The organism is Xanthomonas sp. NCPPB 3761, from assembly GCF_041475705.2.
GTDB lineage: Bacteria > Pseudomonadota > Gammaproteobacteria > Xanthomonadales > Xanthomonadaceae > Xanthomonas > Xanthomonas phaseoli.
In genome coordinates this window covers 2,128,522-2,142,070 of sequence record NZ_CM191262.1, presented here as the reverse complement: position 1 = coordinate 2,142,070, position 13,549 = coordinate 2,128,522, and the positions used below count along the sequence as shown (strand labels likewise).

12 protein-coding genes are annotated in these 13,549 nt (G+C 62.4%); all 12 read right to left on the bottom strand.

Annotated features, from left to right (window positions below):
- Nucleotides 1-20 precede the first annotated feature (20 nt).
- A complete protein-coding gene (locus tag ACCQ00_RS09460) occupies nucleotides 21-1,037 on the bottom strand; it encodes a TraB/GumN family protein (protein ID WP_372354115.1) in 1,017 nt (338 codons plus the stop codon).
- Between the two features lie 88 nt (nucleotides 1,038-1,125).
- Nucleotides 1,126-1,587 carry a cupin domain-containing protein gene (locus ACCQ00_RS09455; RefSeq protein WP_039568819.1) on the bottom strand — a complete coding sequence of 154 codons (462 nt, stop codon included), beginning with the start codon at nucleotides 1,585-1,587 and terminating at the stop codon, nucleotides 1,126-1,128.
- A gap of 34 nt (nucleotides 1,588-1,621) precedes the next feature.
- Nucleotides 1,622-2,416 carry a WecB/TagA/CpsF family glycosyltransferase gene (locus ACCQ00_RS09450; protein ID WP_039568820.1) on the bottom strand — a complete coding sequence of 265 codons (795 nt, stop codon included), beginning with the start codon at nucleotides 2,414-2,416 and terminating at the stop codon, nucleotides 1,622-1,624.
- Nucleotides 2,417-2,420: 4 nt separating this feature from the next.
- The gene (locus ACCQ00_RS09445; protein WP_039568823.1) at nucleotides 2,421-3,215 is read right to left on the bottom strand and encodes a polysaccharide pyruvyl transferase family protein; all 795 of its coding nucleotides are present in this window, start codon (nucleotides 3,213-3,215) and stop codon (nucleotides 2,421-2,423) included.
- Between the two features lie 37 nt (nucleotides 3,216-3,252).
- Nucleotides 3,253-4,449, bottom strand: coding sequence for a GumK N-terminal domain-containing glycosyltransferase (locus tag ACCQ00_RS09440; RefSeq protein WP_039568826.1), 1,197 nt, complete (start codon nucleotides 4,447-4,449; stop codon nucleotides 3,253-3,255).
- A gap of 63 nt (nucleotides 4,450-4,512) precedes the next feature.
- The gene (locus ACCQ00_RS09435) at nucleotides 4,513-6,003 is read right to left on the bottom strand and encodes a lipopolysaccharide biosynthesis protein (protein ID WP_039568828.1); all 1,491 of its coding nucleotides are present in this window, start codon (nucleotides 6,001-6,003) and stop codon (nucleotides 4,513-4,515) included.
- 17 nt (nucleotides 6,004-6,020) lie between these two features.
- Nucleotides 6,021-7,070: a glycosyltransferase gene (locus ACCQ00_RS09430; RefSeq protein WP_039568830.1), complete on the bottom strand. Its 1,050-nt coding sequence runs from the start codon at nucleotides 7,068-7,070 to the stop codon at nucleotides 6,021-6,023.
- A complete protein-coding gene (locus ACCQ00_RS09425; RefSeq protein ID WP_039568831.1) occupies nucleotides 7,067-8,209 on the bottom strand; it encodes a glycosyltransferase family 4 protein in 1,143 nt (380 codons plus the stop codon). Before ACCQ00_RS09425 ends, ACCQ00_RS09430 begins: the two co-directional genes overlap by 4 nt.
- 67 nt (nucleotides 8,210-8,276) lie before the next feature.
- Nucleotides 8,277-9,365, bottom strand: coding sequence for an acyltransferase family protein (locus ACCQ00_RS09420; protein ID WP_039568834.1), 1,089 nt, complete (start codon nucleotides 9,363-9,365; stop codon nucleotides 8,277-8,279).
- A 13-nt stretch (nucleotides 9,366-9,378) separates the two neighbouring features.
- A complete protein-coding gene (locus tag ACCQ00_RS09415; RefSeq protein WP_039568838.1) occupies nucleotides 9,379-10,473 on the bottom strand; it encodes an acyltransferase family protein in 1,095 nt (364 codons plus the stop codon).
- Nucleotides 10,470-11,759, bottom strand: coding sequence for a hypothetical protein (locus tag ACCQ00_RS09410; protein ID WP_052756680.1), 1,290 nt, complete (start codon nucleotides 11,757-11,759; stop codon nucleotides 10,470-10,472). Before ACCQ00_RS09410 ends, ACCQ00_RS09415 begins: the two co-directional genes overlap by 4 nt.
- Before the next feature lie 94 nt (nucleotides 11,760-11,853).
- Nucleotides 11,854-13,308, bottom strand: coding sequence for an undecaprenyl-phosphate glucose phosphotransferase (locus ACCQ00_RS09405; protein WP_005920304.1), 1,455 nt, complete (start codon nucleotides 13,306-13,308; stop codon nucleotides 11,854-11,856).
- Nucleotides 13,309-13,549: the final 241 nt, after the last annotated feature.

Here is a 13,549-nt window from a genome sequence, read left to right as displayed (position 1 = left end):
CCGTCCTGCGCGTCAGGCGATCAAGGCGCTTGCACCTCATAGCCCAGCGCTTGCAGGCGTGCCAGATAGCCATCCGGCGCGGTCAACCGACTGATCGGCAGCACCGCGAACGTGCTGCGATTGCGTTGCAGCGCGGCGGTGGCGATGCCCAGCCAATGCTCGCGCATGCGCCGTTCCAGATCGTCGATGCCGTGTTTCTTTGCAGCAGCGGAGCTGGCCATTGCGCCCATGCAGGCGGCCTGCGGGTCTTCGCGCGGCAGCTGACGCAAGGCCTCGATATCGCCCACCGACCAGGCATTGGCGCGCTCCACCATCGTCGGCAGGTCGCGTTCCACCGTCACCAGGATGCTACGGAAACACGCGGTATCGTCCATTCCGCCGGCCCGAAATTCCTTGAGCGCCTGGCGCGGGTCCTTGATCTTGTAGTCCAGTGCGGTCGGTGTGGGTTTGATGCCCGCACGCTTGGCGGCGCGTTCCACCACTGGCCAAACCACCGGCGAACGGGCCAGGCCGGAGCGCTTGATCGCCGCCTGATACAACTCGCCGGCAGCCAGCATCGGGCGCTTGCGCTCCACGCCGCGGTCGCTGCCGAGATAGCGCGCCTTGGACACGCTCCAGCGCGCATACAGGTCGGCCGGCAAGATATCGCGCAGCTCGCGTCCGTCTTCGTTCTTCATCGCTTGCATGGCCGACGGCAGCAAGGTCAGCTTGCCGAAGAATCTCATGTCCGCATCCACCTGCACGGTTGGCGCTTCCAGCACCTGCTGGGACTGGCCGATGATGGTTTCCACCTCGGTCGACTGCCACTGCAGTCGCCTTGGCAATGGCGACAAGGTACCCAGGATCCACAACACATGATCGCCCTTGCTGACCTTCCACAAGCCCGGCCCGGGCTGCACGCCGCGCACGACCATGGCTTCCAGATCCACCACGGCCGGTGCCGGCGCCGCCGCCTTGGGCGGCACGGCTTCACCGGCGGTCGCCAGCAGCGACACCAACATCACCCCCATTCCCCATCCCGCGGCCTTGCGTTGCATGGTGTGTCGCCCCTGTTTGAGGCGGACAGTACGCCAAGCCGGCAGCGGCCGCGTTAGGGAAGCGTTTGGCCGAACTCGCAGTCGACGGTTAGCGTGGCAGCAGCGTCGCCAGGTGTGCGGCCAACGGCGAAGCCTCGTCGAGCAGCGCAAAGCCCTCCCAGACAAATCCCGGCGACACCGTGCAGCCCACCAAGGTGAAGTCGCCGAGCGAGCGTGCCGCTTGCCAACAGCCTGCCGGCACCACATGCATTGGTTCGCCGCGTTCGGCGGCATCCACGATCACGCGCTGCACTTGCTCGGTGCAGGTGTCGTAGATCAGCAGTTCCAACGCATCGCCCAGCTGCCAGTGCCAGGTTTCTTCCGCATCCACGCGGTGCCACGCACTGCATTCGCCTGCATTTAACAAGAAGCGGATGGCAGTCATTGCCGGACGGGTCTGCCCGTTGTCGGTTACCTGACGCGCGGAGGCATAGACGCGGCGATAGTGTCCGCCTTCCGGATGCGGGGCGAGCTGCAGCGAGCGGATCAGGGCGGCGGCGGTCGGATGCATGCGTGCATGCTAGGCCAGACACGCCCGCGCTGCATCAGGGCAGCTGCTTTCCCGCGCGCAGACAGGTACGGAAGAACACCAGCAGATCCCAGCTATAGCGCTTGAGCAAACGGCGTGGCTCGTTGAGCAGCCGATACATCCACTCCATATGCAGGCCTCGCACCCACTCGGGCGCGCGCTTGGCGGTACCGGACAAGAAATCGAGCAACGCGCCCACTCCAAAGACCAGCGGCACGGCCAGCGCGTGGCTGTGGTCCAGGATCCAGCGCTCCTGCAGTGGGTTGCCGAACGCCACCAGCAGCACATCGGCACCGGAGCGATTGATGCGCTCGGCCAGGCCCTCGCCTGCCGCCGCAAATTCGCCATAGCCGTCGCACATGCCAACCACCTGTTGCCCCAAGGTTCCGGTCAGCGTCGCCGCAGCGGTCTTGCCCACACCCGGACGCCCGCCCAACAGAAAGAACTTCAGCGGCTGCGCACTCTCACGGCACAGATACGGAATCAGGTCGGTGCCATTGAGGTTGCCGGCAAAGCGGCGGCCGTGGATCAGCCGAGCAGCCAGATCCATGCCGATCCCGTCGTTGACGATACGCACGCTGGGCTCGCGCATGCGCATCCGCAGCGACTGGCACTGCACGATGAAATTGGTATTGGCGAAGAACACCCGCTGCGGCTGACGGGCGGCCAGCGCGTGGAACAGATCCAGCGCGAAGGCTTCCTGCGTGGTGGACAACACCGGAAAGCCGCCTAACGGAATCACCACACCAGGCGGCGCGGTTCCGCTGGCAATCCCCGTTGTTTCCACATCCACGCGCTGGCCCTGCGTCATCCAATCACCAAAGGTCGTAAGGGAAGGCAGCCAACAGCCCCGCCTGCAGCTTTTCCAGATCGAAATCGCCGTTGCCGCCCAGTTGCAGACACTCTTCCACGCTGTTGCCGGAATGCCATTGCAGACGCCCGGTTCCGTTGTAGTAGTCGTCGTACTTGAAGCGATCTTCGCCATTGCCCCAATCCAGGTACACCGCCGGGATTCCATAGGCTTCGGCAAGGATCAGGCCGTGCAGCGAGCTACTGATCACCAACTCCGCGCCTAGCAAGGCGCTCATGAAGGTTGCGGGCTTGACGTTGGGAAATACCAGGTGATCCTTGTACGCGCTGTACTTTTCGACCGGCTCGTTGAAGTGCGGAACGATGGCGAACGGGCGCTTGTTGACCGCGCCAAGCGCATCGGCCGGAAAGAACATCGGCGTCAGCAGCCCAGGATCGCCATACACTTCCGGCACGGCGATGCCGCGATCGAGCAGAAACTTGCGCGTCTTCGGCCCACGCACCGCGCGGACATCGAGCGTACTGAAGGTGTTGCGCTCGGCAGGAATCTTGCCGTTGATGCCACTGCCCCAGACGGTGTCGCCGTCTTTGGCGAAGTGCAGCACCGAGCCGATCGCGATCAGCTTCTTGCTCAGATCCCGCTTCTCGATCAGCGTTTTGTCCTGCAAGGACAGCACGCAGGAGACGATTACCTTGGACAGGTGATCCCCCATATTCACGCCAGCGTTCTTGGGCTGCCACCAGAACAGCGCACGACGTTCTGCATGTTCTATCCATTTCTGCAGCAAGGCGTTGGCCATAACGTATGAGTCTCCTAATGAAAAAATGTGCGCCGCATCAGTGCGAGAGCGCAGCCTCCGACGAGGCATGCACCACTGCGCTTTGCTGTGGATACAAACGGGTTTCCGGATACGCCCCGGGGTCCAGCACGCGATCGGTGGTGTCGGACCAATTCAGGCACTGGCGATAACGCACACGCGGCGCTTCCAGGGCGCGTCCGATTGCAGCAACGACAGAATCGGCGTCGCCCGGAGTGTAGCCGAAACGCGACTGATACGGCCCTACCACGGCGTTCGGACACACCGCAGGCAAGCCGAAAAAGTCGTATTGCAGCAACTTCATCGAACTGTCGGCCAGGTAGACCGGCACCTGCTCGGAGGCATACGGCGCAATCCCGAACCGCGCGTGTTTGATATAGCCAATGGTCTCGGCATGCTTCATCTCGCCGTAGACCACCACGTTATCGCCGTAGCCCGGATGCCGGCCCATGCCCGAGCCGATTACATGAAACGTCACCTGCGGGAAGGCCTTGCTGGCAACCACGAAGAATTCCGGATCGAACAACATCGAACCGACCGCCACTGCATGGATGCCCTCGCCGTACGGCGACGGGTCGCCGAGTTGATCCAGGTTGTGATCGACGCCATGGCCTACGTGATAGACATTGTCGCGGCTGACGATCTCCTCTGCCATTGCCGGCGAGACCAGTGCAATCACATCGAGCTTGGGCGCTACGCGGTCGAACTCGCGCTCGATATACGACGCAACATTGATCGTGCTCAATCCGTCTGACGCGCGGTAGACCAGCTTGGCTGCAGGATTGACGCGCTTGGCCAGTTCGATGAAAGCGACCGCAATGCCGCTTTCGAACACGATTACGTCGGCCTCGCGCATCCAGTCGAGTAGCTGGCGCGGCGGATGCGCGGCATACCAACGGAACATCGCATCCTCGACCGACCTCAGCCACGGACGGCGCGTATTGAACGGATGCACCGTCGTGCGCCACAGGTAGCAGTCCACGCCCTTGTGCGAGACGACCGTGTTTGCGGTTTCGTCGAGCGGCAGCCGCATATCGCCCTTCATGCGCGACAACCGGCTGTAACGCAGCGAGAAGAACCGCGTGGTCCCGCGCAACGCCAGTTGATCGGTAATGAAGTGGATATTGGCGCGCCGCGGCGTGCGGTAATCGTGGGCGGACAAGACCAGATAGCAAGGCCGGCGGATGCCGGAAGCGGCGGCAGGTATATCGCTCATGGGCCGTGTCCTATGAATGAGTGAGAGAAAGCATGACCAACTGCAGGCGAAGACAATGTCGACTCATCGACGTGCCTTTGCCTGGGTCAGCAGCTTGCGGATGTTGATGATGGCAATCACATCGCGACGGAATGCAGGCCAGATCGCCAAGGCAAGCAGGCAAACGGCAAGCATCGTCACTGCGCCGACAGCCAGTTGCTCCCACAGCGGGCCGCCCACCGTAATGGAGGCGTAATACGCACAGCCACCCGCCGCCCCGTAGGCGACCATGGCGCGCAACGCATTGGTGAAGAGAGCTCCGACCGGCGCGTCTGAAATCTTGCCGATCCACAGCAGCGACAGCGGCCAGGTCAACAACAGACCGAACGAATAGCCGATCGCCACACCCATCGCGCCCCAGCGCGAACCAACGAAAATGCAGGCGATCAGCAGGACGCGGCTGACCAGCGAATACACCAGCTGCGCGCGCATCAGCCCGCGCGCAAGGAATACCCAGTACGTTGCATAGGCCGCCGTCTGGAAGATACCGCCCAGTGTCAGCACCTGGAACAGCGGCACCGCCTCACGCCACTGCTCGCCCAGTACCAGCACGATCAGCGGCATTGCCAGTGCGCAGGCAAACGCAAACAGCGCAAAGATCAGGTGCACCATGACGGTCTGCCCGCGCAGCAGGAAGGCACTAAAGCGCTCGCGGTCGTCCTGCAACTGCGACAACACGGGCAGCGCCACGCTGGTGGCAGGCGCATTGATCTGGTTCAACGGCATCATCAACAGCTGGAATGCGCGGTTGTACAAGCCCAGCGCGTCTGGTCCGGTCCGCCAACCGATGATGACCTGGCCCACGTTGCGACTGGCATACCCGAGCAACTGCGCTGCCATCAGGTTCCAGCCGAAACTCATGAAATCGCGCATCGGCGCCGAACGCCGGTAGCCACCCGGTAACCAGCGCGCGCAGCTGGCGGCGATAATGAAATTGACGCCGGCCTGCACCACCTGCTGTACCACCAGCGCCCAGTAGCCCCAGCCCAGCAGCGCAGCAGCAACTGCCGCGCCAAGACCGAGCACCTGCGAGCCCACGTCGCTTAGCGCCACCTGGCCGAAGCGCAGCCCGCGGCTCAGGTGCGCGCGGTACTGCGTGGTCATGCCGTTGATCAGGAAGGTGACCGCCAGCGCCTGGGAAATCGTCACCAGGGCCGGCTCCTTGTAGAAGTTGGCAATCAGATGCGCCGAGGCGAACACCACCAGCGACAGCAGCAGACCAATGCCGCTGTTGATCCAGAACAGGTTGTCGCGCTGCTCGCGACTGACTTGCTTGGCTTGCACGGCTGCGGCCGACAGGCCGAAATCGCGCAGGATCTCGGCGGCGCCGACGATGGCGGTGACCATCGCCATCAGACCGTAGTCGTAAGGCGTCAGCAGACGCGCCAACAGGATGATGCCGCCGAACTGCACCACCATCTTGGCCGACTGGCCAAGCATGGTCACCGCTGCGCCACCGGCAGCGCGCGACCCAAGACTGCGCTGTGGCGGTGGCGGCGGTGTGGAAGATGTCATCGTAGGTGTCTCAGCGGTCACAGCGCGGCGTCTCCATCCTTACCCAACGCTTCCAGATAGGTGCGGTAATGCAATTGCCCGATCCGCGGCCAGTCGCGCTGCGAGAGATCCGGTGCCGGGCCGCGTGGCGCAGCGCGCACCTTGTCCAGCATGCCGGTCAGCAGCGCGGCATCGAACTCGCCTTCGTACAGGAACACCCAACCGGGGCCCACTTCCTCGGCGATGGCCGCGTTGGATTCGCTCCATGGCGCCAGCACCGGACGCGCCAGCGACAGCGCCAGCAGCAAGGTGCCGGAGTTATGCATCTGCCGATACGGCAACACCACCAGTTCGGCCGCGCTGACTTCGCGCGCCAGCACCGGCTCTTCCACATAGGCCAGCAATGCGCTGATCCGCGGATCCTGCGCACAGGCGTCCTCCACCAAGGTGCGCATCTGCGGCGTGGCCGGGTTGCCGACAATACGCAGGTTGAGACGCGTATCGTCGACCTCGCGCATGACCTCCAGCAAGGTTTCGACGCCCTTGTACGGGCGGATCAGGCCAAAGTGCAGCAGCCGCCCCGGCACCGTGCTGCCCTGCTCCATGGTCGCGAACCAGTCGCGATAATGGCCGTGCAGAATCGTGTCGGTGAACGGCGGACGCGGCGGCGTGGTCGCATTGATGCGAATCCAGCGCCGCGTCAGCCGGTCGATCCAGCGCAGCAGGCTACGTTCGCGCCAGCCGCGGTCCTCATGCGGCGCAAGATTGTGCAAGGTGCGTACCACCGGCGTGCCGGTCAGCTGCAGCTTGAGCAACAACAACGCCGCGCAGACCTGCTTGGCCAACGTCCCGGCAGCGGTCGGATGGCGCAGCAGGTATTCGGGCCAATGCAGATGCAAAACGTCGTAACGCGACAGCAATGCATCGCGCATCGAAAAGAACCGCGGATGCACTGCGGCAGGCAGCGCGTCGTAGAGCTGGGTCAGGTACGGGTTGGTGTTGGCATTGGGCTTTTCGGTGGAAAACAGCACCGTCACCTGTGGCTGTGTTGCCGCATGCGTCATCGGCGCAGAAGCAAGCGTGCTCATCGCACAGCCTCCTGCACACGCGGAATACCCAAAGCATCGTGGTATTCGTCGACGTAGCGCCCGACCACGTGCTTCCAGTCATAGCGGCTCACATAGGCCATGGACGCCGCGCGACGGGTGTCGAAATCGCTGTCGGACTGCAACGCAAGCGCCTGCACCTGATCTGCTGCCGCTTCGATCCTGTCGCGGTTAACGATCACGCCCTGGCCCGATTCGCTGGCGAGCCGCACGAATGGCGGGATATCGCTGAGGATCGGAATCAAGCCCGCACTCATCGCTTCGACCGCCGCGATACCAAAGCCTTCATGCCGCGACAGGCACACGAAGAACTGCGCCTGCTGCATCAATGCACGCAACTGCTCCTGCGAGGGCGACATGCTCAGCTGCACCTTGTCCTGCAGCCCGCGTTCGGCAATTGCCTTGCGCAGATCAGCTTCGTTCAGATCGTACTCGCGGCCGGCAATGATCAGCCGCCAGTGCGGGTCGCGCTTGAGCGCTGCCTGCAACAGCTCCAGGGTTTCGATCAGCCCCTTGTTGACCGACCACCGCCCGAAATACAGCATGGTCCGACCGGGCGCGGTCGCTCCCTGCCCTGCATATTTGTCTACATCCACGCCGTTTTCGATCACCCGCAGCCGCGCCGGTGCCACGACCTTGGCGAACAGATCGCCATCGTTTTCGCTGGTGGCGATCACCCGAGCATAGGCCAGCGCCGAGGTACGTGTGAGTGTCTGGAACCACAGTTGTTTCATGCGCGATGCGTAGGCGGTATGGAAAAACCCGCCGTGCGTGGACACCACCATCGGCTTGCCGTGCAGCGGCTTGGTCAATGCCAGATAGTCGTAAAAAAAATCGATGCCATGCACATGCACGACATCGGCCGAACGAATCGCACCGAGCACTGAAGGCGCCAGCGGGTAGCGCGACGAGCCGCGGTAGCCAATCCGTCGGATCGGCAGCCCCTGGTGCGTCTCCTGCGCCGAAAGCTGCGCACCGGGATCGGTGAACACACGATCCAGCGTCACGATCTCGACCGTGTCGGCACTGGTGGCTTGATGTTGGCGGGCAACATTGAGAACGACCTCTTCCATGCCCCCGATCGAAGGATGGAATTGGCGGACGACATGCACCACTTTCATTACGCCACTCTCCTTTGCCAGCGGCGCGCACTCTGTTGCTGCGACGGCTGATGATTCTGAAAACTCGTCATTTGCGTTTCAACCCCAACATCCATGGTGCGACCAGCACCAGCACCGCGCGCATCGGCACGCTTGCAGCAATCGCGAAAGCGCTCAGCCCCAACGCCCAGGCAGGTGTACCGATTGCGCTACGTGCGACCAGGCCCGTACGCGCCACCACGCTGGTGGTCACCAAGAAAACCAGGGTATGCGTGCACAGGATCAGCAAGGTGTTGGTGCCAATCCATTGCACCCAGCGCAGGCGCCGAATGAAATAGGCGACGCAAAACGTCATCGCCGTCCCGAGCAGACTGACCAGCAGGAAGACGGCCGCCGACTGCCCGAACTGCAGGTTGTTCACATCCACCTGCCCGTTCCACCCCGCCAGCCACCACCACAGTGCAGCAAACGGCAACAAGGCAAGCGCCCACACCTGCGCGCGCAGCGATCGCAACGCATCGAAGAAACGCGCCAGCCAACCGCCAACTGCAATGAAGAACAGCGCCACCGGCAGCACATCCAGCGCGAGCGGCAAGCGCTGCTGCAGCAAAGGAAACCAGCCCGCCCACGCCAGCGCGATCGGCAGACTGACCGCCGCCACCGCAGACGCAGTCAATCGCGCACGCAACGCAATGTAAGCCAGCGTTGTGACAAATAGCGCGGGCAGGAACCATAACGCCGGAAGCACATACAGGCGTGACCCGTTGGCCCACAGCAATCCCGTGAGCGGGTGCCACCACGGGCGCGCCTGCGGATGACCCGCATGCCCGTCGATCGCAGCAGTCAACAACCACAGCGCATAGGCCACCATGAAAAACGCGAGATACGGCACCAGCAGCGTGCGCGCCAGCTTTGCGACCGATGCCCCCGTCAATGCCCGCCGTCCAAAACGCTCGCCAACCCACCCCGACAACACGAAAAACAGCGGCACATGGAAGCTGTAAGCGAACAGCTTGTACGCTGGCGGCATGCCGCTGGCATGGCCCAGCACCACCAGCGCGATGGCCAACGCCTTGGCGGCGTCGATCTGCCAGTCGCGCGTCCGCGCAGGCGCCGTTTCGGCGTCCGCCATGTGATGGGCACGCACAGCGTGCGGTGAAGAGAATTCGCTTGTCATGCCAAGGCGCCGCTCATGCCGCCACCCGACGCACACCCAGCGCCCACGGCGCGAAGCGCATCAGGATCCAACGCAGCGGCACGCTGGCGGCCAATGCGAACAGCGTGACAAACACCGCCCAACCAAGCCCCGGACGCGCACCGCCAAATCCACCAGCCAAAGCGGCAACACCGGAGAGCACGAAGAACACCAACATATGCGTACAGAGAATCAGCAAGGTGTTGCGGCCGATCCACTGCAGCCACGCCCAATGCTGTACCAGCCGCGCCGCGCAGATCACCATCAACGAACCAAGCAACGCGCTCACCAGGAACAGCGCGGGGTTGCGTCCGAATTCGAGCATGTTGACGTCGATTCGCCCGTTGGCGACGGCCAACCAGGCCACCGCCAATGCCAACACGACCGTCGCCAGCGCGCTGCCGGCCAAGGAGATTGGCAGGCGTGGCGAAACGTAGATCAGCAAGGCGCCCAATGCGTAATAGCAGAGCGACACCGGTAGCACATCCAAACCGAAAAAAATCCGCACGTGCTGGGCGGGGAACCAGTTCATCCAGAACCATGCCACGATCAATGTCAGCCCCACGATCAGGAACGGCGACATCAGCCGGCGCAAGACCATGTAGCTCACCACGGTCACCAACATGACGGGCAAGAACCACAGCGGAGGCTGCACATACAGGTCCGGGCCAATACCGGTGAACATGGCGACGATCGGCTCCCACCACGGGTGACTTCCCCAGCGCGCAGCCTTTTCGCCGATATTGCGGGTCAGCAACCAGTAGGCATAGCCAAGCAGGTAGAACGTGACATACGGCAGCAGCAAGCTGCGTATATGCCGGCCGACCGAGCGCCTGTCCAGTCCAGTCGTGGTCGACGCATAACCTGCTGCCAACCAGCCGGATACCAAGAAAAACAGCGGCACGTGGAAGCTATAGGCGAACAAGGTCATGCCATGTGGGACGCCCTTGGCATGGCAGAACACCACCAGCAGGATCGCAATGGCCTTGGTTGCATCGATACGCGGGTCGCGGACGCGACCGCCTGTTGCAACCTGCGCGGCTGCGGCCGGCAAAGCCGACGGCGATGCCGGCGTTGCCGACACACTCACCGTGCCGCTCCGGCAGGCAATGGCAGCTGCGCGCCATCTGCCGCTGGATCGTCCTTGATCAGGGCAGTCTGCGTGCCGGACGCAGACCAGGTCGGCAGCATGTGCCACATGCAGCCACAGACGAACCACCACAACGCCGAGGTCTTGATCGAGAAGTAGCCGTTGGAGACAAGCAAGCTCAAGGCGAACGCGAAGATCGCCAAGTTCTTGAACAGCTGCCCTTCCTTGCTCGGCATCAGCAGCAGGAACGAATAGGCCAGCAGGAAGGCCAGCACGCCCACGATCGACTGCGATGCGATGAAGTACGAAATGCCACTGTCGAAGTAACGATACGCCTGCGCAAAATCCAGTCCCATCCAGGATTCGAACGACAGGTTATTCATCGAATAAACGGTGAAGAACACGCGCCCCATCGTGGTGTCCTGGTATGCGGTGATGCCCGTGACCCAGACCAGCAGCCACGCGCTCATGATCACCAGCAGGAACACCAGGAACGCTAGCCGCTGGTCCAGCCGTTTCAATAGCGGCGTCAGCAGCACCATCAAGACACAGGTGCCCGCCGCCAATCGTCCGTCTGAGGCCACGATCATGAAGCCGATCAACCCCACCGACAGGATCAGCGCCGCCGGTCGCATCCAACGCGAGAACACCAGCACGATCGCGGTGAAGAAGCAGATGTAGTTACCCATCGTCACCGGCTCGATGAACATCGAAGAGGCGCGCGGCAAATTGGAGCCCGGCAGGAAGTTACGTTCGCCTGGCCGGGTGGCGCTGACGAACAGATTGCTGTCTTCGTTCCAAAAGCCTTCGGCGCTCATGCCGCGCGCGTTGACGAAGAAGCTCTTCGGATTGATCAGATCGCCGTATTTGACCGGCATCGCCAGCTCGAATGCGGCAACCAGCGACACGATGATGGTCATGCGGATGAACAGCTTGGGCACCGAGCCGGTGTAGGCTGAGCCAAGCACGACGAAGGCGAACACCACCAGCGCGTCGCGGAAGAACTTGGGGTCGATCTGCCAGTTCACCAAAAACCGCACGAACATCAGCGTGACGATCAACCCGAGTCCGCTGACGATCAGGGCAATGCGCTTGCGGCTCAACGAACCCAGGCCAAGCAGGAAGCACGCCGCGTAAACCATGAACTCGACCGCGTAGGTGATCACCGGGCGCACGGTGAACACGTTCGCGTTGATGAATGCCAGCACCAGGTTGTAACCCACGCCGACCAGCAAGGTCAGCTCGATCAGCAGGTTATGCCAGCGCACGCGAGTTTCCTCGCTCATTCGAATCAGCATGCATATGCCCGCTTGAAAGGAGCGGCTGCAATGCAGCCGTCCGCGGCGCCGGACGCGCCAGCTCGCACGCTCCCCACCATCATCAGTACGCGGTCTTCTGTCCGAGCACGCGTACAGCGGTCAGCACGATGATGCGGATATCCAGCCACAACGACCAACGGCGGATATAGTCGAGGTCGTACTGGATACGCTTCTTCATCGTCCGCAGTTCCGGGGTTTCGCCACGGAACCCGTTCACCTGCGCCCAACCGGTGATGCCCGGCTTGACGTAGTGACGCTGCATGTAATGGTTGATCAGCTTCTCGTAGTGCGTGTTGTGCTGCGCAGCGTGCGGACGCGGCCCGACGATCGACATGCTGCCACCCAGCACGTTGAAGATCTGCGGCAATTCATCCAGGCTGCTACGGCGCAGGAACGCACCGAAACGCGTGATACGTGCATCGTTCTTCGTCGCCTGCTGGATCGTCGTGCCATGGTCGTCATGCACGCGCATCGAGCGGAACTTGAACATGTAGAACTCGCGGCCACCCAGCCCATGACGGCGCTGGCGGAAGAACACCGGGCCCGGCGAACTCAACTTGACGCCCACTGCAATGGCGGCCATCAGCGGCCACAGGCCAAGCAGCGCGATCACGGCCAGGATCTTGTCCTGCAACGCCTTGGCCACCACGAAGTAATTGTCGCGGTCCACACCGCCCTGGCGCAGATTGATCACCGGCACGTTGCCGATCTGCTCGCCAGACTGATTGAGCAGACCGAAATCGAACAGGTCAGGCACCAGCTTGACGTTGATCGGGTAACGGTCCAGGCGCTGCAACAGTTGCTTGATGTGATCGCGTTCGCCCAGCGGCAGCGAGATCCACACCTGCTCGACCTGATTTTCCTTCAGATAGTCGATCAACGCATCCGGCTCGCCCAGGCACGGCAACGACTGACGCTGCTCCGTCACGGCAATGTCGTAGGGGGTGCGGAAATAACCGACCAGGTTCATGCCCACCCACGAGTTACGGCTCAGGTAGTGGTTGATTTTCATCACCGGGTGACGCAAGCCCACCACCACCACACGTTGCACGTCCACGCCCTGGGTACGCAGATGGTTCAGGAAGCCGCGCAACACCGTGCGTGCCGCCACCAGCGAGGCCAGGCCACCGACGAACCACAAGCCGATCCATCCGCGCGACACCTGCTCGCCCACCTGCACAATCAGCGCATGCACGGCAAACAGCGCGAACACACCGCCGAACGCGCCGCCAAGCACCATCAGTTCGCTCAACAGTCCACGGCCGCGCCAGCTGCGGTAGAGCGGGAACAGCGCAAAGCAGATCACCGAATACAGCAGCGTGGTCGCGATCGCCAGCCGATACGGCGCTGCCGGCACCCAGGAGCCAAACACGATGCGATAAGCGACCAGGCCGGACACCACAACCATGGTCAGGTCGAAGACGCGCAGAACCAGATCGGCCGCAGCCGAATATTTGGACAACAATCGCGGCGAAGAAGTTGTGTAAGTCGCGCTACTCAAGTCTGCCAAAAGCATGGGGATGTCCTCCAAACTCGATACGACGCATGCGGGGGAACATACGAATCGCACGCGAGCTTTCAATCATCTCCGCCAAGCGATCACCGCGGTAACACCTACCGACCCCAGATCACTCGACAGCCCTTTGTTTCAACAGAGACAAACTTTCAAACGAAGGAGCCCGAAACCTACGGGATCCGACCTTTTCCACGCTGAATCAGTTGTCACTTTAATTAACCATCGTTTTGCAACATCACGA

Bases quoted from the DNA above. Each gene is read 5' to 3' on its own strand.
- ACCQ00_RS09460 (WP_372354115.1), bottom strand. From the start codon at position 1,037: ATGCAACGCAAGGCCGCGGGATGGGGAATGGGGGTGATGTTGGTGTCG.
- ACCQ00_RS09455 (WP_039568819.1), bottom strand. From the start codon at position 1,587: ATGCATCCGACCGCCGCCGCCCTGATCCGCTCGCTGCAGCTCGCCCCG.
- ACCQ00_RS09450 (WP_039568820.1), bottom strand. From the start codon at position 2,416: ATGACGCAGGGCCAGCGCGTGGATGTGGAAACAACGGGGATTGCCAGC.
- ACCQ00_RS09445 (WP_039568823.1), bottom strand. From the start codon at position 3,215: ATGGCCAACGCCTTGCTGCAGAAATGGATAGAACATGCAGAACGTCGT.
- ACCQ00_RS09440 (WP_039568826.1), bottom strand. From the start codon at position 4,449: ATGAGCGATATACCTGCCGCCGCTTCCGGCATCCGCCGGCCTTGCTAT.
- ACCQ00_RS09435 (WP_039568828.1), bottom strand. From the start codon at position 6,003: ATGACATCTTCCACACCGCCGCCACCGCCACAGCGCAGTCTTGGGTCG.
- ACCQ00_RS09430 (WP_039568830.1), bottom strand. From the start codon at position 7,070: ATGAGCACGCTTGCTTCTGCGCCGATGACGCATGCGGCAACACAGCCA.
- ACCQ00_RS09425 (WP_039568831.1), bottom strand. From the start codon at position 8,209: ATGAAAGTGGTGCATGTCGTCCGCCAATTCCATCCTTCGATCGGGGGC.
- ACCQ00_RS09420 (WP_039568834.1), bottom strand. From the start codon at position 9,365: ATGACAAGCGAATTCTCTTCACCGCACGCTGTGCGTGCCCATCACATG.
- ACCQ00_RS09410 (WP_052756680.1), bottom strand. From the start codon at position 11,759: ATGAGCGAGGAAACTCGCGTGCGCTGGCATAACCTGCTGATCGAGCTG.
- ACCQ00_RS09405 (WP_005920304.1), bottom strand. From the start codon at position 13,308: ATGCTTTTGGCAGACTTGAGTAGCGCGACTTACACAACTTCTTCGCCG.